The organism is Pseudomonas atagonensis (genome assembly GCF_011369485.1).
GTDB classification, from domain to species: Bacteria; Pseudomonadota; Gammaproteobacteria; order Pseudomonadales; family Pseudomonadaceae; genus Aquipseudomonas; species Aquipseudomonas atagonensis.
This window is the reverse complement of the sequence record NZ_VXCA01000004.1, coordinates 197,995-216,874: the sequence shown is the minus strand read 5'-3', so window position 1 is coordinate 216,874 and position 18,880 is coordinate 197,995. Positions and strand designations below refer to the sequence as shown.

Annotated in this window: 16 protein-coding genes and 1 riboswitch; of the genes, 13 read left to right on the top strand and 3 right to left on the bottom strand. The window is 60.9% G+C overall.

The window, feature by feature from the left end:
- Nucleotides 1–36 precede the first annotated feature (36 nt).
- Nucleotides 37–297, bottom strand: a complete 261-nt coding sequence (locus F2P67_RS03810; protein WP_166217500.1) for a hypothetical protein — start codon at nucleotides 295–297, stop codon at nucleotides 37–39.
- On the opposite strand from F2P67_RS03810, the gene F2P67_RS03805 reads away from it, so the two are divergent.
- From F2P67_RS03805 to yecR, 8 genes are all read left to right on the top strand, one after another.
- The gene (locus F2P67_RS03805; protein ID WP_166217497.1) at nucleotides 296–1,231 is read left to right on the top strand and encodes a Ppx/GppA family phosphatase; all 936 of its coding nucleotides are present in this window, start codon (nucleotides 296–298) and stop codon (nucleotides 1,229–1,231) included. The two genes, F2P67_RS03810 and F2P67_RS03805, sit on opposite strands and share 2 nt — an antisense overlap.
- Before the next feature lie 42 nt (nucleotides 1,232–1,273).
- Nucleotides 1,274–1,467: riboswitch (cobalamin riboswitch) on the top strand.
- Between the two features lie 147 nt (nucleotides 1,468–1,614).
- Entirely contained in the window at nucleotides 1,615–2,628 is a 1,014-nt protein-coding gene (locus tag F2P67_RS03800; protein WP_166217495.1) for an ABC transporter substrate-binding protein, read from the top strand.
- Nucleotides 2,625–3,641, top strand: a complete 1,017-nt coding sequence (locus tag F2P67_RS03795; protein WP_166217492.1) for a FecCD family ABC transporter permease — start codon at nucleotides 2,625–2,627, stop codon at nucleotides 3,639–3,641. The genes F2P67_RS03800 and F2P67_RS03795 overlap by 4 nt, the downstream gene beginning before the upstream one ends.
- Nucleotides 3,638–4,402 (top strand): ATP-binding cassette domain-containing protein, encoded by a 765-nt coding sequence (locus F2P67_RS03790; RefSeq protein ID WP_166217489.1) that lies wholly within the window; start codon nucleotides 3,638–3,640, stop codon nucleotides 4,400–4,402. Before F2P67_RS03795 ends, F2P67_RS03790 begins: the two co-directional genes overlap by 4 nt.
- Nucleotides 4,403–4,700: 298 nt before the next feature.
- Nucleotides 4,701–6,077 carry a pyridoxal-phosphate dependent enzyme gene (locus F2P67_RS03785; RefSeq protein WP_166217486.1) on the top strand — a complete coding sequence of 459 codons (1,377 nt, stop codon included), beginning with the start codon at nucleotides 4,701–4,703 and terminating at the stop codon, nucleotides 6,075–6,077.
- Nucleotides 6,074–7,246 carry a cystathionine gamma-synthase gene (locus F2P67_RS03780; protein ID WP_166217483.1) on the top strand — a complete coding sequence of 391 codons (1,173 nt, stop codon included), beginning with the start codon at nucleotides 6,074–6,076 and terminating at the stop codon, nucleotides 7,244–7,246. The genes F2P67_RS03785 and F2P67_RS03780 overlap by 4 nt, the downstream gene beginning before the upstream one ends.
- Before the next feature lie 554 nt (nucleotides 7,247–7,800).
- Entirely contained in the window at nucleotides 7,801–8,136 is a 336-nt protein-coding gene (locus F2P67_RS03775) for a hypothetical protein (protein WP_178120904.1), read from the top strand.
- A gap of 191 nt (nucleotides 8,137–8,327) precedes the next feature.
- Entirely contained in the window at nucleotides 8,328–8,657 is a 330-nt protein-coding gene (gene yecR / locus F2P67_RS03770; protein ID WP_166217480.1) for a YecR family lipoprotein, read from the top strand.
- 7 nt (nucleotides 8,658–8,664) lie between these two features.
- Here the strand turns inward: yecR and F2P67_RS03765 are convergent, their stop codons facing one another.
- Nucleotides 8,665–10,296, bottom strand: coding sequence for an ATP-binding response regulator (locus F2P67_RS03765; RefSeq protein WP_166217477.1), 1,632 nt, complete (start codon nucleotides 10,294–10,296; stop codon nucleotides 8,665–8,667).
- Between the two features lie 114 nt (nucleotides 10,297–10,410).
- Here F2P67_RS03765 and F2P67_RS03760 point away from each other — a divergent pair, with 114 nt between their 5' ends.
- Nucleotides 10,411–11,016 carry a LuxR C-terminal-related transcriptional regulator gene (locus tag F2P67_RS03760; RefSeq protein WP_166217474.1) on the top strand — a complete coding sequence of 202 codons (606 nt, stop codon included), beginning with the start codon at nucleotides 10,411–10,413 and terminating at the stop codon, nucleotides 11,014–11,016.
- A 76-nt stretch (nucleotides 11,017–11,092) separates the two neighbouring features.
- Here F2P67_RS03760 and F2P67_RS03755 read toward each other — a convergent pair whose 3' ends face one another.
- Nucleotides 11,093–13,333 (bottom strand): TonB-dependent receptor, encoded by a 2,241-nt coding sequence (locus F2P67_RS03755; protein ID WP_166217471.1) that lies wholly within the window; start codon nucleotides 13,331–13,333, stop codon nucleotides 11,093–11,095.
- 168 nt (nucleotides 13,334–13,501) lie between these two features.
- Between F2P67_RS03755 and F2P67_RS03750 the strand changes: the two genes are divergently transcribed.
- The 4 genes from F2P67_RS03750 (at nucleotide 13,502) to F2P67_RS03735 (ending at nucleotide 18,846) form a co-directional block, all read left to right on the top strand.
- Nucleotides 13,502–14,746, top strand: coding sequence for an MFS transporter (locus tag F2P67_RS03750; protein WP_166217468.1), 1,245 nt, complete (start codon nucleotides 13,502–13,504; stop codon nucleotides 14,744–14,746).
- A gap of 88 nt (nucleotides 14,747–14,834) precedes the next feature.
- The gene (locus tag F2P67_RS03745) at nucleotides 14,835–15,350 is read left to right on the top strand and encodes a sigma-70 family RNA polymerase sigma factor (RefSeq protein ID WP_166217465.1); all 516 of its coding nucleotides are present in this window, start codon (nucleotides 14,835–14,837) and stop codon (nucleotides 15,348–15,350) included.
- Nucleotides 15,351–16,328: a FecR domain-containing protein gene (locus F2P67_RS03740; protein WP_166217463.1), complete on the top strand. Its 978-nt coding sequence runs from the start codon at nucleotides 15,351–15,353 to the stop codon at nucleotides 16,326–16,328.
- A 97-nt stretch (nucleotides 16,329–16,425) separates the two neighbouring features.
- Nucleotides 16,426–18,846 (top strand): TonB-dependent receptor, encoded by a 2,421-nt coding sequence (locus F2P67_RS03735; RefSeq protein ID WP_166217460.1) that lies wholly within the window; start codon nucleotides 16,426–16,428, stop codon nucleotides 18,844–18,846.
- The last annotated feature ends 34 nt before the right edge of the window (nucleotides 18,847–18,880 follow it).

Sequence of the window (18,880 nt, the reverse complement as noted above, 5' to 3'; positions counted from 1 at the left end):
GGCCAAATCCGATACGAAGTGTATATGGATCGTATATTAGCCAAGCAGGGACGCCGATTGCAAACTTTGCCCGGCCGGCCAAATCGCAGGCAAAAAAAAGCTGCCGAAAATGGCAGCCGAAACTTTAAGAACACGCGATGTATTGAGCTCAATATAGACGCCGGATAATGACAGTGTCATGACAGCCAGAAATTCATCGAAGCATCCCTGCCCCGTCATCAGGATGTCATCAACCGAGCGGCAGAATCCTCGCAAACCGTCTTGAGCCTTCGACGGATGATTTGCAAGGATTCCCATGAAAGAAGACGCCCCGCTGTTTGCCGCCATCGACCTGGGTTCGAACGCGTTTCGCCTGATGATCGGTCAGTCGGTGCGCAGCCGGAAGGGCTTGCTGATTCATGAAGTGAAAACCCTGCGTGAGCCGGTGCGGCTGGCCGAAGGTTTTGACGGTGGCGCACTGGATGCGCTGGCACTGGATCGCGGCTGGCAGGCCTTGGCGCGATTCGGCAAAAAACTGCGCGGTTTCGAAGCCGGCAGAGTGCGCGCGGTGGCAACCAGCGCGGTGCGCGAGGCAGACAATGCGCAGTTGTTTCTCGACAGTGCGCAAAGGCATCTGGGCTTTCGCATTGATGTCATCGACGGCCATGAAGAGGCGCGGCTGGTCTACGCCGGCGTCGCGCACACGTTGCCCGACGTCGCGGACATGCGCCTGGTGGTCGATATTGGTGGCGGCTCCACCGAGTTGATTCTCGGCCAGGGCTCGCAACCGCTGCTCACCGAAAGCATCGCCATCGGCAGCGGCACGTTGAGCACACGCTTTTTTCGCGGCGGCGACGTTTCCCCCGGTGCGCTGCAGGAAGCCGAGCGCGTCGCCATCCTGCAATTTGAAAAGGTCGCCCGGCGTTATCGCGCGCAAGGCTGGCAGCAAACCATCGGCTCGTCCGGCACCGCGCGCATGTTGGCCAAAGTGCTTAAGGCCAATCGACTCAACGACTACGGCCAGGACGGCATCACTTACGGCGGCCTGCTGCGCCTGTCGTTGTTGCTGCTGAAGGTGAACAACGTCCAGCAGCTCAAACTGGCCGGCCTGCAGCCACATCGCCAGAACATCCTCCCCGGCGGCCTGGTGCTGATGCTGGCCGCCTTCAAAGTGTTTGGCATTTCACAGATGGCGCCCTCCGAACCGGGCCTGCGTTTAGGCGTTTTGCACGGTTTGATGAGCCAGCACTAACGCCCTCCCCGGCAGATTCGTCTCCCCTTCAGCGGCTCGATCGACTACCATGCCGCCGCCGGTTCCCGCACGGGACTAATAGGGAATCCGAGGTGCTCACGCAGCATCAATCGGAACTGCCCCCGCAACTGTAGGTGCTGAGCCTGCTCCCTGACTGCCACTGGGTGTTTCCCGGGAAGGCCGGAGCATGGCGATGACGCATCAGTCAGGAGACCTGCCGGCCAAGCAAATCACTAACCGGCGGGGTGTCCGGGAAGGACATCGTGCCGTGCGCGTCTTTGTAAGATGACCGGCCTTGCGCTGTTTTCCGTGACCGCGCTCGAGGGTGTATTTCCGATCCGTACCTTGCCGCTCCCCGTACGGTTCCATCGGAGATACGACTCATGTTGCTGCCTCGCGTTGCCACCCTCATCACCGGTTTGAGCCTCTGCGCGTTCGCCCAAGCGACGCCCACCAACTATCCGCTGACCCTTGAAAACTGCGGCAGCAGCCTGACCTTTCAGCACGCCCCCGCCCGTACGGTGACCATCGGCCAGGCCGGCACGGAAATGCTCTACGCCCTCGGGCTGGGCGACAAGGTGGTCGGCACCTCGCTGTGGTTCAACGATGTGCTGGCTGAATACAAGGCGCAGAACGACAAGATCGAGCGCCTGGCCGACAACGAACCGAGTTTCGAAGCGGTGATCGGCAAGCGCCCGGAACTGGTTGCCGTAGAGCTGGAATGGATGGTCGGCCCGCAAGGTGCGGTGGGCACCCGCGAGCAGTTTCATGAGCTGAAGATTCCGACTTACCTGCTGCCCTCCGATTGCGAAGCCAAGGACAATCTCGTCGGCGCCGACGGCACGCGGCTGGAGCCTTTTCGCATCGACAGCATTTACAAGAGCGTGAGCCAACTGGCGCAGATCTTCGATGTGCAGGCACGCGGTCAGCAACTCAACGACGAACTCAAGGCCAGCCTCGCCCGCTCGATTGCCAAGGCGAAACACCAGCAGCGCAAGGACGTCAGCGCACTCGTGTGGTTCTCCAGTGCGCAAATGGACATCGAGCCCTTCGTCGCCGGACACAAAGGCATTCCCGATTTCATGCTCAGCACCCTCGGCGTGCGCAACGTCGTCGAATCCGCTGAAGAATGGCCAACCGTCGGTTGGGAAACCATCGCCAAGGCCAACCCGACCTTTCTGGTGATCGCCCGCATGGATCGCCGGCGTTTCCCCGCAGACGACTACGAAAAGAAACTCGCGTTTCTGCGCAGTGACCCGGTGACCCGTAACATGGCAGCGGTGAAGAACAACCGCATCATCATTCTTGACGCCATGGCGATGCAGGCCAGCCTGCGAATGTTTGACGGACTGGAACAATTGGCCACGGCCATCAACGGCTACGACCTGTCGAAATGACCCGACGCCTGACGCAACTGATGCTGGCCCTGACTACGCTGTCGATTGCGCTGATCGCCGGTGTGGCCATCGGCGAAACCCAAATCGAACCGGGCGTAGTGCTGCAAGTGCTGGCCAACAAACTGTGGGCCGCCGGGTACGCGCTCGACCCCATCGATGAAGGCATTGTCTGGAATTATCGCCTGACCCGCGCACTGGTCGCGGCCGCTTGCGGCGCCGGTCTGGCGACCTGCGGCGTGATTCTGCAATCGCTGCTGCGCAATCCGCTGGCCGACCCATATCTGCTGGGCATTTCCGCTGGCGCCTCGACCGGCGCGGTGATGGTGGCATTGCTCGGTGTCGGTGCCGGAGTGATTTCACTGTCGGTCGGTGCGTTCGCCGGCGCGGTGACCGCGTTCGTTCTGGTGATTCTGCTGGCGCGGGTCAGCGGTTCGGCCAACGGCACCGGGCAGATCATTCTTGCCGGGATCGCCGGTTCGCAGTTGTTCAACGCGCTCACGGCGTTTCTGATTACCCGTTCGGCGAGTTCCGAACAGGCGCGCGGCATCATGTTCTGGCTGCTGGGCAATCTCGGCGGCGTGCGTTGGCCGTCGGTGTGGCTGGCCGTGCCGGTGGCCGTGGCAGGTCTGGTCGTTTGCCTGTGGCATCGGCGGGCGCTGGATGCGTTCACCTTCGGTGCCGATTCGGCGGCGTCCCTCGGCATTGCGGTGCGGCGGGTGCAGATTCTGCTGATCGGCTGCGCAGCGCTGGTGACAGCGGTGATGGTGTCGATTGTCGGCTCGATCGGTTTTGTCGGTTTGGTGATTCCCCATGCTGCGCGCTTGCTGTTGGGCACCGGCCATGCGCGCCTGCTGCCGGCCAGCGCGTTGGGCGGCGCGGTGTTTCTGATTGCCGCCGATGTGCTGTCACGAACCCTGATCAAGGGCCAGGTGATTCCGGTCGGAGTGATTACCGCACTGGTCGGCGCGCCGGTGTTTGCCTTGATTCTGATTGGCCGCAGAGGTGCCCGGTGAACAGTGTATTGAGTTGTTCGGGATTGGCCTTCAAGGTGCGCGGCGCCGAGTTGCTCAACGGCGTCGGTTTTGCCGTTCAGCGAGGCGAAACCCTCGGCATCGTCGGGCCGAACGGTTCGGGCAAATCCACTTTGCTGAAGCTGCTCGCCGGTGTGCGCGAACCCAGCGCCGGCGAGGTGCTGCTGGATGGTCAACGGCTCGCCAAAATGTCTCGCCGCCACATTGCGCAGACACTCGCGGTGGTTGAACAACAGGCTGACACCGACGATGGCATTCGCGTGTTCGACGCCGTTGCATTGGGGCGCACGCCGTGGCTGTCAGCGCTGAAGCCGTGGTCGGCCACAGACACCGCTATCGTCGAGCAGGCATTGCTCGATGTCGACGCGATGCACCTGCGCAATCGTCTGTGGCGCGGTCTGTCCGGCGGTGAACGGCAACGGGTGCACATCGCCCGGGCACTGGCCCAGCGCCCGCAAATCCTGCTGCTCGACGAACCGGCCAACCACCTCGACATCCAGCATCAATTGAGCATTCTGAACGTGGTGCAGACGCTGCCGGTGACCACAGTGATCGCCCTGCACGACCTTAATCAGGCGCTCAATTGCGATCGTCTGGCGGTGCTCGAACGTGGCCGATTGGTGACGCTGGGCAAACCGCTGGATGTGCTCACACCTGAGCGCTTGCACGAGACTTTCGGGGTCAGGGCGCACTACCTGACGGATCCGTTCGACGGGGCACAGATCCTTCGATTCCATTCCTGACGGCGCGCATCTGCGTCGCCTGCCCTGCCCGCCACAAAATCCGTTTGCGCTGCAGGAATTCTTTGCAGAGATCAAGCGTTGAGCGACCGTAAAGACGCCCTTTGGAAACTCAATGGCGCCTCCCTGTAAACGTGGCAAAAACCTGTCCTGCAAGTCTTTGATTTCGATCTATCGTTAGATCGAAATGGCAGCATTTACGGCCCGTTAAAGGTTGCGACAGACCCTGTCTGAGCCTATGTTGCACCCGAGCTTTTCCCCCGCGACTGGAACGCGATCAACACCACTATGAGGTGAAGAAATGTCAAAGGAATCACGCCCTGCCGTACTTGGGCTGATAGGCAATACCCCACTGGTGCGCGTCACCCGCTTTGATACCGGGCCGTGCACACTGTTTCTCAAACTCGAATCACAGAACCCCGGCGGTTCGATCAAAGATCGCATCGGCCTGGCAATGATCGACGCGGCCGAGCGTGACGGCCGCCTGCAACCGGGCGGCACGATTGTCGAAGCCACCGCCGGCAATACCGGCCTGGGCCTCGCCCTGGTCGGCCGCGCCAAGGGTTACCGGGTGGTGCTGGTGGTGCCGGACAAAATGTCCACCGAGAAAGTCCTGCACTTGAAGGCTATGGGCGCCGAGGTGCACATCACCCGCTCCGATGTCGGCAAGGGCCACCCCGAGTACTACCAGGATGTCGCCGCGCGATTGGCGAAAGACATTCCCGGCGCATTCTTCGCCGACCAGTTCAACAACCCTGCCAACCCGCTGGCCCACGAATGCAGCACCGCGCCGGAAATCTGGGCGCAGACCGAGCATGATCTGGACGCCATCGTCGTCGGCGTCGGTTCGGCCGGCACCCTGACCGGCCTGAGCCGGTTCTTCAAACGCGTGCAGCCGGATCTGGAAATGGTACTCGCCGATCCGGTCGGCTCGGTGATGGCGCAATACAGCCGCGACGGCACGCTGACCCAACCCGGCTCATGGGCGGTGGAAGGCATCGGCGAAGACTTCATTCCATCGATCACCGATCTCTCCAGCGTGCGTCACGCCTACTCGATCAGTGATGAAGAAAGCTTCGATCACGCTCGTCAATTGCTCAAGGCCGAAGGCATTCTCGGTGGTTCCTCCACCGGCACCCTGCTCGCCGCTGCGCTGCGTTACTGCCGCGAACAGACCGAGCCGAAACGTGTGGTCAGCTTTGTCTGCGACACCGGTACTCGCTACTTGTCGAAGGTCTACAACGACCAGTGGATGACCGATCAGGGCCTGTTGCAGCGCAAAGGTTATGGCGACCTGCGCGACCTGATCGCCCGCCGCTTCGAGGACGGCCGCGTCATCAGCGTCGGACCCGATGACACCCTGCTGACCGCGTTCCAGCGCATGCGTCTGGCGGACGTTTCGCAACTGCCAGTGCTGGTGGAAGGCAAAACACTCGTCGGGGTGATCGATGAATCGGACATTCTGCTGGCCGTTCATGAGGACGCCGCACGTTTCAGCCAATCGGTCTCCAGTGTGATGACTGACAAACTGCAAACCCTCGCGCCCGGTGCCACGCTTGCCGAGCTGGAGTCGGTGCTCAGCCGTGGCCTCGTCGCCATTATTGCTGACGCCTCGGGCTTCCATGGCCTGATCACCCGCACCGACATGCTCAACCAATTACGGAGATCCCTCGCATGAGTCAGCACGACGATAAATCCCAAGGCTTCGCGACCCGGGTGATCCACGCCGGGCAGGCGCCGGACCCGACCACCGGCGCGCTGATGCCGCCGATCTACGCCAACTCCACTTACCTGCAAGACAGCCCCGGCGTGCACAAGGGTTTCGACTACGGGCGCTCGCACAACCCGACGCGCTTTGCCCTAGAGCGTTGCGTGGCGGATCTTGAAGGCGGCACCCAGGCGTTTGCTTTCGCCTCCGGGCTGGCGACGATTTCCACGGTGCTCGAACTGATCGATGCCGGTTCACACATCATTTCCGGCAATGATCTGTACGGCGGCACCTTCCGTCTGTTCGACAAGGTGCGCCAGCGCAGTGCCGGGCACCGTTACAGCTACGTCGACCTGACCGATCTATCGGCGTTCGAAGCAGCACTGCAGGACGACACGCGCCTGGTGATCGTCGAATCGCCGACCAATCCGCTGCTGAGCCTGTCCGATCTGGCCGCGATTGCGCGCATCTGCCGTGCACGCGGGATCATCAGCGTGGCCGACAACACCTTTGCCAGCCCCTATATCCAGCGGCCGCTGGAGCTGGGTTTCGACATCGTGCTGCACTCGACCACTAAATATCTGAACGGCCACTCCGACGTCATCGGTGGTATTGCCGTGGTCGGGCAGAACGTCGAACTGGCTGAGCGCCTGGGCTTTTTGCAGAACGCCGTCGGCGCGATTTCCGGGCCATTCGATGCGTTTCTCACGCTACGCGGCGTGAAAACCCTGGCCCTGCGCATGGAGCGCCATTGCAGCAACGCCCTGGACCTGGCGCAGTGGCTGGAGCAGCAACCGCAAGTCAAACGCGTCTACTACCCGGGCCTGGCGTCGCATCCGCAACATGAATTGGCGAAGCGGCAAATGCGCGGTTTCGGCGGAATGATTTCGGTGGATCTGAACACTGATCTGGCCGGCGCACGACGTTTTCTCGAGAACGTGAAGATATTCGCACTGGCGGAAAGCCTCGGCGGTGTGGAAAGCCTGATCGAGCATCCGGCGATCATGACCCACGCGACCATTCCACCTGAAACCCGCGCGAAATTGGGTATCGGCGATGGTCTGGTGCGGCTGTCGGTCGGCGTCGAAGACATCGAAGACCTGCGCGCCGATCTGGCGCACGCCTTGACGAAAATCTAACCCTGCAAGAACGACAAAGCCCGCACGAAGCGGGCTTTGGTGTTCGAGTAGGCGGCCAGTGCTGGTCTCTGGCTTACAAGGTTTCTCAGGCTTCCCACAGTACCGGACCAAAGTGAAAAGATACGGCCTCGGCTGCTTCACACGGCGTAAGGGCTGGATCTCAGCGCGGAGATCTTTCTAACCGTGTACCCTTCGGAACGCGCCCCACGTCCCCTTGCTATCCGCTTGCGCATCAGTCTGCGTCTTCGCCTACATCTTTGAGCCTAGCAAAGGGTTCGGCAGCCGCCCCGCTGTTTTTAGACTGATTTCAACTGTGCCGACCCGCTGAAGGAAATAAATCGCCTGACAGCCGTCGATCCCCTCGCCGCGCCCCGTCCTGACAGCGACCTATACTTATCCAGTTCGATAATGATTACGTCGACACCCGTGCGCCTGAGGGTGCGCCCGTGCCTTTCGCCAACCAGATCAACCCCGAGCCAATGCGTCGTAGCGTCAGCCATTGTGCAGCGCGCGACGGGTTATCGCGTTGTGGCTGTCGGGTCGTGGAGAAAATCATGAAATACAAGCTTTTGTCAGGCGTGGTTCTGGCCATTGCGGCAGCCGTCGTGGTGCCAGGAGTCTGGGCTGCACAACCGCAGGCACTGGCTTCGGACGGAGCTGATCATGTGGGCGCCGGGGCCGTGGCTTCTGACGGCTCCGATCACGTCGGCGCCGGGGCCGTGGCCTCTGACGGCTCCGATCACGTCGGCGCCGGGGCACTCGCAGCTGATGGTGCTGATCGAATCGGCATCAATCGCGTTGCCTATTCGCGTGTCGGCGTCGGCTCTGATCGGGTCGCCTCGGCCCTGATGACCGGCAGCTATTCCGACCAGTTCAACAACCCTCAATAACGTGTCCTGAAGAGCGGCGGCTCCCATCGAGCCGCCTCTGCGCCAGCGCACTAGCACATTTGTGCTAATCGACCGTCCCGCCGCGCGGCGCTATATTCCCCTGCAACCCCCCGATGTTCCCCAACGCTGCCCTTTCGCAGCCTGCGGGATCGTTGTGCCCGGAAAAAGAACAACACCAAGGAAGAGACACCATGAAACCCAGCTCGAACATCAAAAAAATCGCTTGCTGCAGCGCCCTGCTCAGCGCCCTGTTGCTCACCGGCTGTGCCACGCCAAAACAATGGGAAGCCACCGGCGGCAGTAAAAACGATGGCGTCGTCCAGGTCTCCTATGAACTGGGCCAGTTCGAAAGCGGCCAGACCAGTGCCGAACAAGGCCTGACTGTCGCCGCGCAACGCTGCAAGACCTGGGGCTACAAAAATGCCGAGGTCACCGGCTCGGAGAAAAACATCTGCCGCACCATGGGTCAGTACAACTGCCTGCAGACCACCATCACGCAGGACTACCTGTGCAAACGCTGATGCGGAGTTAAGTCACTGCACCTTCGGCGGGCTCGTGCACGCGGTCACGCAAGGCCCGCAAGGTTGCGCGCAGCTCGGCCGGGCGCACCGGTTTCGATAGAATGGCAATCTGGCGGTCGTGCAGGGCCGCCTGAATTTTTTCGATGTCATGCCCGGTGATGATCATGGCCGGAACCGCCCGGCCACGTTGCCGGCGCACAGCATCGATGCACTCGATACCGGTGGCGTGGGTGCCGAGGTCATAGTCGGCAACGATGATGTCGCAATCGGTGACCAGATCCTCAGCCGTCAACTCGGCCTGCACCTCGCATCCCCAGCGCTCCAGCAGGGCCGACGTTGCTGACAGCACGTTGCGGTCATCCTCCACCAGACACACCTTCAGACCCGTCAACAGCCCGACCTGACGCGCCTCATCACGGTTGACCACCACCGCTGGCGGCGCGGCGATAGGCAGACCCTGCAAGGTGACTGCCGTGCCTCTGCCAGGCTGCGACCGCAGGGCAACGTCCACCCCGATCAGCTCGCCGAGACGCTTGACGATCGACAAGCCCAGCCCCACGCCTTCGACGTCTTTGTCGCGCACCTGACGCACGCGATAGAACTCCTCGAATACCTTCGGTAAATGCTCTTCGGCGATACCGTTGCCACGGTCATAAATCATGATCGCCAGCCCTGGCCCACGGCGGCGCACGCCAATCAATACGGGGCGATGCGCGCCGTATTTGAAGCAATTGGAAAGCACGTTTTGCACCATGGTCGCCAACAGCGTCGGATCGGTCTGAACCCAGAACCGGCAGGGACGCAAACGCAATTCCACTCCCGCCCAGCGCGCAGCCTCGGCATTCTGGCGAACCAGATCCGCCAGCCATTCACCCAGGTTGATGAGTTGCAGCTTCGGCAAAATCCGCCCGTTATCGAGGGTGTACAGGTCAAGAATCGAACGGAACAACTGCGACACGTTCAGCAGCGAACGGTCGATATTGTCGACCAATCGACGCTCCTCCTGGCCCAGGCGCGACTCGCGCAGGCAGGCGGTAAACAGGCCAATGGAATGAATCGGCTGGCGCAAATCGTGACTGGCCTGAGCGAGAAACCGCGACTTCTCCAGATTCGCCGCCACCGCCTCTTCGGAAGCCTTGCGCGTACGCTCCAGCAACAAGTGCGCATAAAACGGGATCACCGTGCTGGTGATCATCAGCATCAGCACCATGAACGGCTGCGCCTGCCATACCGGCGTCAACCGATAAACACACAACAACGCGAGCAGCGCCAGCGCCGTGGCAATCGCCAGATAACGCGAACCGTAGCGCATGCCGTTGCCGAGGTTGACCCAGATGATCACCGCGTACAGCGGCAACGCCGCCTCGCCCCCCACCACCAGCCCGAAACAGGTGCCGGTGTAGTCGTGGATCATGGCGAAAATCCGCCGTGCCGGATAATGCCCCGGCCAACGTGCAATCGCCTGGCGCAGCCCGATCGAGGCCAGCAAAAACAGGATGATGTAGGTGATGACCGGCAGGTAAGTATCGAAGCGCTGCCCCGGCAGAAAACCGAGGATGAGCATGTAAACAACGGCAATACTGGCGATGATAATGCGCAGATTGGCCTGGTCGAGCTCGGTGTTTTTTTCGAACTTCATCGTCAACGTCCTTGTGCGGCAATCGTCAGATTGCGAATCCGCCTGCAGGCAATTTTCTCGCCCGGTGATAAGGTGCAGGCCTTGAGCAACGCCTGACCCAGGGAGGGTCACGCCATGACATGCCGAATTATCATAGCCGACGATCACCCGTTGTTTCGCGAGGCAATGCTGCGCACGGTGCAGCGTTTGCTGCCCGAAGCCGACATCGAAGAAGCAGGCGATCTCGATGCGGTGCTGGCTCTGCTGCCGTTGGGTGACGAACCGGACACGTTGATTCTCGATCTGCGCTTTCCGGGGCTCACCTGCGTCAGCCAGCTCGCCGACCTGCGCCGGCGTTTGCCGCGCACCACGCTGATTGTGGTGTCGATGGTCGATGATGAGTCACTGATCGGCGAAGTGATGACCGCCGGTATCGACGGCTTCATCGGCAAGAACATCGCCCCCGATGAAATCGGTCAGGCGATTCTGGCAATCCGTGAGGGTGAAGTGCTGGTGAGGTTTGCGCCGTCGGGCTTGTTGCCACTGGAAACCGGCGCCGCCCTCACACCGCGTCAACAGGACGTGCTGAGGCTGATCGCCCAAGGCAAGACCAACAAGGAGATCGCCCGTGAACTGGATATTTCACCGTTCACGGTGCGCATTCATGTGTCTTCGTTGCTGCGCACCCTGAACGTGCCCTCGCGCGCGGCCGCCGCAGTGAAGTATTCGGGGGGCTTCTGATGCCGGCGGGCCGTAACTGCCTCCCGCCGGCCGGATCACACGTTGGGGAGCAATGCCAGTGCGCTCCCCACCCGCGTCAGAAATCGACCGTGGCCGACAACTGCAAGGTGCGTGGATAGCCCGGAGAGAAGGCACCGTAGGAAGCAACACCCGACCAGTACTCACGATCAAACACGTTTTGCACGGTGGCGCGGAATGTCGTGGGGCGGCCTTCGATCTTTGTCGCATAACGCGCGCCGGCATCGAACCGGGTCCAGGAATCCAGCTCTTGCGTATTGGCCTGGTTGACGTACTGGCTGTCGGTGTAGATCGCACCGCCAGTGAGGGTGAAGCCTTGCAGCCATGGCGTATCCCATTCGGCCCAGAGGTTGGCTTGCACGTCTGGCACGCCGACCGGTTTATTGCCACGGTTGGCTTTGGTGGCCGAGTCAGTCAGTTCGCCGTCGAGCACCGTGACGCCCCCCATCAAACGGGTACCCGGTGCGACTTCGCCGAACATGCTCAATTCAACGCCACGGTTTCGTTGTTCGGCTTGTACCGAGAACACGTTACCGGCACCGATTTCGCCACTTGGCTTCTCGATCTGAAACAACGCCAACGTGGTCATGAACGTGCCGTGTTCGTACTTGACGCCGAGTTCATGCTGCTTCGATTCGTACGGCGCGAAAGTCTCGCCGGCATTGGCTGCGGTGCCCGGCGCAATGTCACCCTTGCTCAAACCTTCGACGTAGTTGTAGTAGAGCGAAACGTCTTCCCAAGGCTTGACCACCACACCCACCAGTGGGGTCGTGGCGTTGTCTTTGTATTTCGAGCTAACGGCACCGCTCGCGTTGTAGTTGCGCGATTCGATGTCCTGGCGACGCACGCCGAGGGTCAACTGGAAGCGGTCTTCGAGCATCGACATTGTGTCGGTCAATGCCACACCGGACAGGTCCGATTCGGACACCCGCAATACTTTCGGCGCATTGATGTACTGCTGCGGCCGGTCGATCGGATGATAGATATTCGACAGGATCGGCGTGCCGTTGTTGATCCCGCGCGACAACTCATCCTGATACCGGGTGGCCATGACCGTGGTGGTGTGAGTGATCGGGCCGGTGGCGAATACGCCTCGCATACCGACGTCTGCCGTCGAGCGATCAACGTTGAATTTGTAGTAACCGGGAATGTTGCTGGTATCGCCGGCGTCGTTGAGGATTCTTGGCACCTGATCGGACAGGCGCTTGACGTCGGATCTGCCGCCACCGGCATGGGCGAACACGGTGACGTTATCCGTCAGGTCATATTCGCCGCCGAGCAACGCCGACTGCTCCTTGGTATCCGACCAGCCCCAGTCCTGCGAGTGGTTAGTGCGACCGTTTGGTGCGGACGGAACATCGACACCCGGTGCGATAGTGAACGGCCGCGAAGCACCCTCCCAACTTTCTTTCTGGCTGATGTAATCGAGGTTCAGGCGCAGTCGCTCGCCGCGATAATCCAGAGCGATTGCACCAATACCGAGATCGCGATGCTGATCATCAACCGCCGTATCGCCGCCCTGCAGATTGCCATTGAAACGCACGCCGAACTGGTTTTCCGAACCAAAACGCCGGCTCAGATCCAGATGCCCGCCCACTTGCGAATCCGAGGCATAAGTGCCGGTAAACCGTGTCAGGTCTTCATCCAGCGGACGCTTGGGCACGATGTTGATCACCCCGCCAACGCCGCTGTTCGGCGAGATGCCGTACATCAGTGCGCCCGGCCCTTTGAGCACTTCGACGCGTTCGGCGTATTCGGTAAACACGCGGTAGTTCGGCGCGACGCCGTAGACACCGTCGAATGCCAGCTCACCGAGGTTGCCTTCGCCGATCGGGAAGCCACGAATGAAAAACGAATCGACAATCCCGCCAGTCTGCCCGGTAGAACGCACCGATGGGTCGCGTTCCAGCGCATCGGCAACCGTGACGGTTTGCAGGTCGGCCAGGGTTTTGGCGGTGTAACTGGTGACGCTGAACGGTGTGTCCATGACGTCTTTGTTGCCCATCATGCCCAACCGTGCGCCGCGCGCTACCTGGCCTCCGGCGAGGGTGTCCGGCAAGGCAGTCGCGCCGTTGTAGCGGGCATTGACGTTGGTGGTATCGAGGGTCAGCGCATCCGTGCTGTCGTCGGCCAGCGTGACTGGCGCAGCGTTCGGGGTCTGGTCGGCGCCAGCGTTTTGCTGCACCGGGCTTGCAGCCCAGGCGTTGGCGCTTCCTGCGACCAGAACGAAATTCAACAGGGCGGTACGCACGGCGAGTGTTAACACCCGCTCACCGCAAGGACGACTGACAACAGGCATGACGTGAGGATCCTTTTCATCGAGGGAAAATGGTAATCACTCCTATTGCCAGTCGATCTGCGAAAAAGTATCACCGTCGAGAAAGTTTTTTTGCAGCCCTGTGATCCGGGTTTTCCCGACGCGGCAAAGCAAGTAGTCTCGCCAGCGTTCAACCATCGAGATTGCCCCATGCCCAACGCCGGAGTCGCTCAGGGTTCCTCTGCAAGAATTCTGGTTTCCCTTCTGTTCGCGATCCAGTTGGTGTCGATGGGCGCGATGGAAATGAGCGGGCCGTTCTGGCCCGTACACCTGCGTGGCATGACGTCTTCGCAAACGCTTTTGAGCTTCGCCAGCATCGCCGTGTATGTCGGGCCGATGCTGGGGATCATGCTGACCAGTGCATTCTGGGGCCGTATCGGCGACCGCTACGGGCACAAGTGGATGATGATCCGCGCCCTCGCCGGCTTGTCGCTGACCCAACTCGGACTGGCGTTGTGCAACGACATTTGGGTCATCCTGATCTTGCGTTTTCTGCAAGGGGCGTTTGCCGGCTACATCGCGCCGGCACAGGCTTATGGCGTGAGTATCGAAGCACCGTCGAGACGCGCAAGGCTGTTTGCCCTTCTGCAGATTTCGACCAATGTCGGTTCGTTGCTCGGGGCTGTCATCGGCGGTTTGATACTCGATCATGCGACGTTCTTCTGGATCAACATGGTCGCCGCCGCTCTGTGCGCGATTTGCACCGTCATCGCGGCGCTGACATTGCCCAATGTGCCGGCGGTGAAGAAACCGATGGCCAGCGACAAGACATCGACTGCGGGCGGTTCCGCCAGTGCCTGGAAAGACTCGCTTCTGCTCCCGCTGCTCTGCGTGATGGGCATTCTGCTGTTGGCCAGAATGTTGCCGCAGACCTCGTTCTCGCTGTACATCAGCGCGGTGTTCGAGGTCAGCAATTCTGTGGCCGGTCTGTGTTATGGCTTGCTGGCACTGGGTTTCATTCTGTCGGCGACGGCATGGGCGGGTTACTTCGAACATCGCAGTGCACAGCAAACCCTGCAGCGCATCAGTTGGATTGTTGTCGGCTGCATCGCCCTGACGGCGGCTGCAGGTGTAACGCGCAACCCGGTGGTGTTCATAACGGCCTACTTCATCTGGGGCGTTTTGCTGGGGGCGACCACTCCGGTGCTGATGGCACTGATCTCAAAATCTGCAGACAGCTCGCAACAGGGCCAAGTGCTGGGGATTGCCCAGAGTTCGACGCAATTTGCCTCCATTACCGGTATCTGCGCCGGCGGTTTGCTCAGCCAGATTTATGGCTTGCAATACATCTACCTGTTCGTGTGCCTGGCTTACGCTTTAGCACTGATCCCGCTGCTCGCCTTGCGTTACTGGCCGAACCTTGTGCCCACCCGCCAGGCAGGTCAGGGCGATTGACCGCGGCAAACAGATTCGGCGCTTGCGTGTTGGCATCTGAGTAAACTAGCATTGGGAATACTTCTCAATTGCATGAAAATCTGCAGCCATGAGCGAAACCCTTCCCGCGAATAATGACAATCACCTGCGCGCGATCGAAGCCCTGTACAGCGGCCATCACGGCTGGCTGTATGCGACGCTGAGAAAAAAACTGGGTAACGCCATGGATGCGGCGGATCTGGCGCAGGACACCTTTACCCGGATCCTCGCTTCCCGGGTGACCGTCATCGAACAGCCACGCGCCTATCTGAGCTGCGTGGCCAAGGGCATTCTGGTCAACTGGTATCAGCGCAAGGCGCTGGAACGTGCTTATCTGGATGCCCTCGCCCATGTCCCCGCGCAGGAAGTGCCGTCGCCGGAACTGCGTTTCATGGTGCTGGAAACCCTGCACGAAATCGACGCGATGCTCGACGCCCTGCCACCCCTGGTCAAACGTGCGTTCCTGCTGTCGCAGATCACCGGGCTGAAATACGACGACATCGCCGAGCAACTGGGCGTGTCGTTGATCACCGTCAAGCGCTACATGAAGCAAGCCTTCGTGCAGTGCCTGCTGCTGGTGGAGTGAATGCTCGCATCACGCGATGAATCGCAGTTCGATTACCAGGCGCTCGAAGAGGCAGCCGACTGGTTGATCCGCATGAGCGAAGGCGAACTCAGCGGCACCGAACAAGCGCAATGGGAAGTCTGGAAAATCAGCACGCCCGAGCGCTCCAAAGCGTGGGCTCGCGCACAGTTGCTGCAGACCAAACTGGGTGGCTTGCCACCGTCGCTGGCAATGTCGGCACTTGATCGTCCAAGCAGTCCTGAACGACGTGCGGCCTTGGGCAAACTGGCGATGATTCTGGCGATTCTCCCGGCCGGTTGGGGCAGCTGGAAACTCGCAGAGTCGCAGCAATGGTCGGCCGACTATCGCACCGCCGTTGGCCAGCAACGCGAGCTGACGCTGGCCGACGGCTCGAAAATCACCTTGAACACCGACACCGCCATCGACGTGCTGTTTGACGCCAATCAGCGACTCATTCATCTGCGCGAAGGCGAAATACTGGTGCAAACCGCGCCGGACGTTTCCCCACTGCCCCGCCCCTTCCTGGTCAGCACCCGTCAGGGTCGCATGCAGGCGCTGGGCACCCGTTTTACCGTCAGGGAGCTGCAACCGCGCACTCACCTTGCGGTGCTCGAAGGGGCGGTAAAAGTTGAACTGGCAGAGAATCGCCAGGGCGCGTCGCTGATCATCAACGCCGGGCAACGCACGGATTTTTCAGCCAACACTTTCGGTCAGTTGGCCGTCGCCGACCGCAACGCCGGCGCCTGGAGCCAGGGCATGCTGATGGCCGACAACATGCGCCTGGCTGACTTCGTCGCCGAACTGACGCGTTATCGTCGGGGCTTCGTACGGCTCGATCCGGCCATTGCCGATCTGCGTATTTCCGGCGCCTATCCCATCAGCGACAGCCGGCGCACGTTGAACATGCTCGCGCAAACCTACCCGATTCTCGTCAGCGGCCATTTGAATGGCTACTGGGTCATGCTTTCCCCCGCCTGAGTCAAAAAATATTGACCGCACCGGTGATACTTTTTTCGATCTCGACTGGCTAGGAGGAAGAAGCACTTTTCCGTCCTGTTCATAGGCTCACCCATCCATGCTTGCCGCACGCCTCCTGCGCCCGGATCGTCCGTTCAAACCCGTTGTTCGCAGCGCGTTGCTAAGCCTTGTCCTGAGCGCTGCGATTTGCCCGTTGGCCTTGGCCGTGGCCGTGGCGCCGGTGCAACTGGATTCTGTCGCGGTTCGGGCCTACAACATCACCGCCGGGCCGCTCGGCGCGACCTTGTCGAGCTTCGCGGTGGATGCCGGTATCGCATTGTCGTTTCAGCCATCGTTGACCGAAGGCCTGAGCAGTCCTGCGCTGATCGGCAAGTACTCCACGCAAGAGGCGGTCAATCGTCTGCTGGAAGGCAGTGGTCTGGACATGGTCTTGCGCAGCGACGGCACTTACACATTGGTGCCACGCCGGGTAACGCTGGATGAAACCGCGGTGATCGGCACCGACAAACGCACCGATGCGCTGCCACCTGTGTACGCTGGCGGCCAGGTCGCCAACGGCGGACGACTGGGCATTCTCGGCAACACGGATGTGATGGACGCACCGTTCAGCGTCAGCACCTACACCTCGGCACTGATCAAGGATCAACAGGCCGTGACCGTCGGCGATGTGCTGGAGCGCGACTCGTCGGTACGCTCCACCGGCCAGACCGGCGGCATCGTCGACTCGTTCTTCATCCGTGGTTTTCCCGTGGGCGAAGGCAATCTCGGCGAACTGGCATTCGACGGTGTGTACGGCGTGGCGCCCAATTACCGTGTATTCACCGAATATGCCGAGCGAATCGAACTGGTCAAAGGCCCCGGCGCCCTGCTCTACGGCATGTCCCCCAACAACGCGGTCGGTGGCGTTATCAACGTGGTGCCCAAGCGCTCCCTCGATGAAGACCTGACCCGTTTCACCGCCAGTTACGCCATGGATTCACAGCTCGGCGGACACCTGGACGTCAGTCGGCGCTTTGGTGAAGAGCGCCGTTTCGGCGTGCGAATCAATGGCAGCACGCAACGGGGCGACACCGTGATCGACGATCAATCGCGCCATGTCGACATCGGCGCGATGTCCCTCGACTACCAGGGCGAACGCCTGCGCACCACGTTTGACTGGCTCAATCAGAAAGAAAGTTTCGACGCTGCCTCGCGGCCATTCCTGATCGCTTCGGGCGTAAACATTCCCTCCGCCGCCAACGGACGCACCAACGTCAGCCAGGATTGGGGCTGGTCGCAGACCCGCGACACCTCGGCGCTGCTCAGCGGCGAATACGATCTCAGTGATGCGCTGACCGTGTTCGCCCACGCCGGTGGCGGCAGATCGGATGTGGCGCGAATGTCCGACCAGACCCCGACCATCATTAACGCGGCGGGTGATACGTCATCGATCCCCGGTTATTACAAATTCGAAGTCGAGCGTTACACCGTGGACGCTGGCGCGCGCCTGCGCTTCGATACCGGGCCGATCACGCACCGCACTGCCCTGCAGGTCAGTCGTTATCGTGATGTGTTGTCGCGCGGGATCATTTCCGGCGCGCCGATTCTGTCGAACATTTATCACCCGGTAGACCGGCCAAAACCGTACATCCCCAAACCGGACACGCCGAAAGTATCGGAAAGCGAGCTGACTGGCGTCGCGCTGGCGGACACCTTGTCGGTGCTCGATGATCGAATCCAGGTGACCCTCGGTCTGCGCAAACAGAACATCAAGTCCGACAATTACAATGCGCGCGGCATCGTCACTACGTCCTACGACGACGGCCGGACCACGCCGCTGTTCGGCGCAGTGCTCAAGCCGTGGGAGCATGTTTCGCTCTACTACAACTACATTGAAGGCCTGAGCAAGGGCGACATTGCGCCCTCCACCGCGTCCAACGCCGGTGAAATTTTCTCCCCTTATGTGTCCCGCCAACACGAGTTCGGGATCAAGGCCGATTACGGCACTTTTACCTCCACGCTGAGCCTGTTCCAGATCACCAAACCCAGCGGCGAGCTGGCCGCCGGGGTGTTCTCGGTGCAAGGCGAACAACGCAATCGCGGCCTTGAGCTGAACGTTTTCGGCGAAGTCAGTCCCGGTACTCGCGTGCTCGGCGGCGTGACCTTGCTCAATGCGGAGTTGACCGAAACCGGCGTGGCCGCCAACCGTGGCAATAAACCGGTCGGCGTGCCAGAAGTCCAGGCCAACCTCTGGGCCGAATGGGACACCTCCTGGGTTGAAGGCCTGACGTTGACCGGCGGTGCGATTCACACCGGTAGCCAATACGTGAATCAGGCCAACACACAAAAACTCGATGACTGGACGCGCTTCGATGTCGGCGCGCGCTACACCACGCGCATCGACGAGCGGCCAACCACGTTCCGCGCCACCGTGCAGAACGTCTTCGACCACGAATACTGGTCGGGCGTCGCCTCTTATGGCGCGTTCTCCCAAGGTTCACCGCGCACATTACTACTCTCGGCAACTGTCGATTTCTGAAACGCTCAGGCAAGTCGCAGCGTGAGCTGTCGGC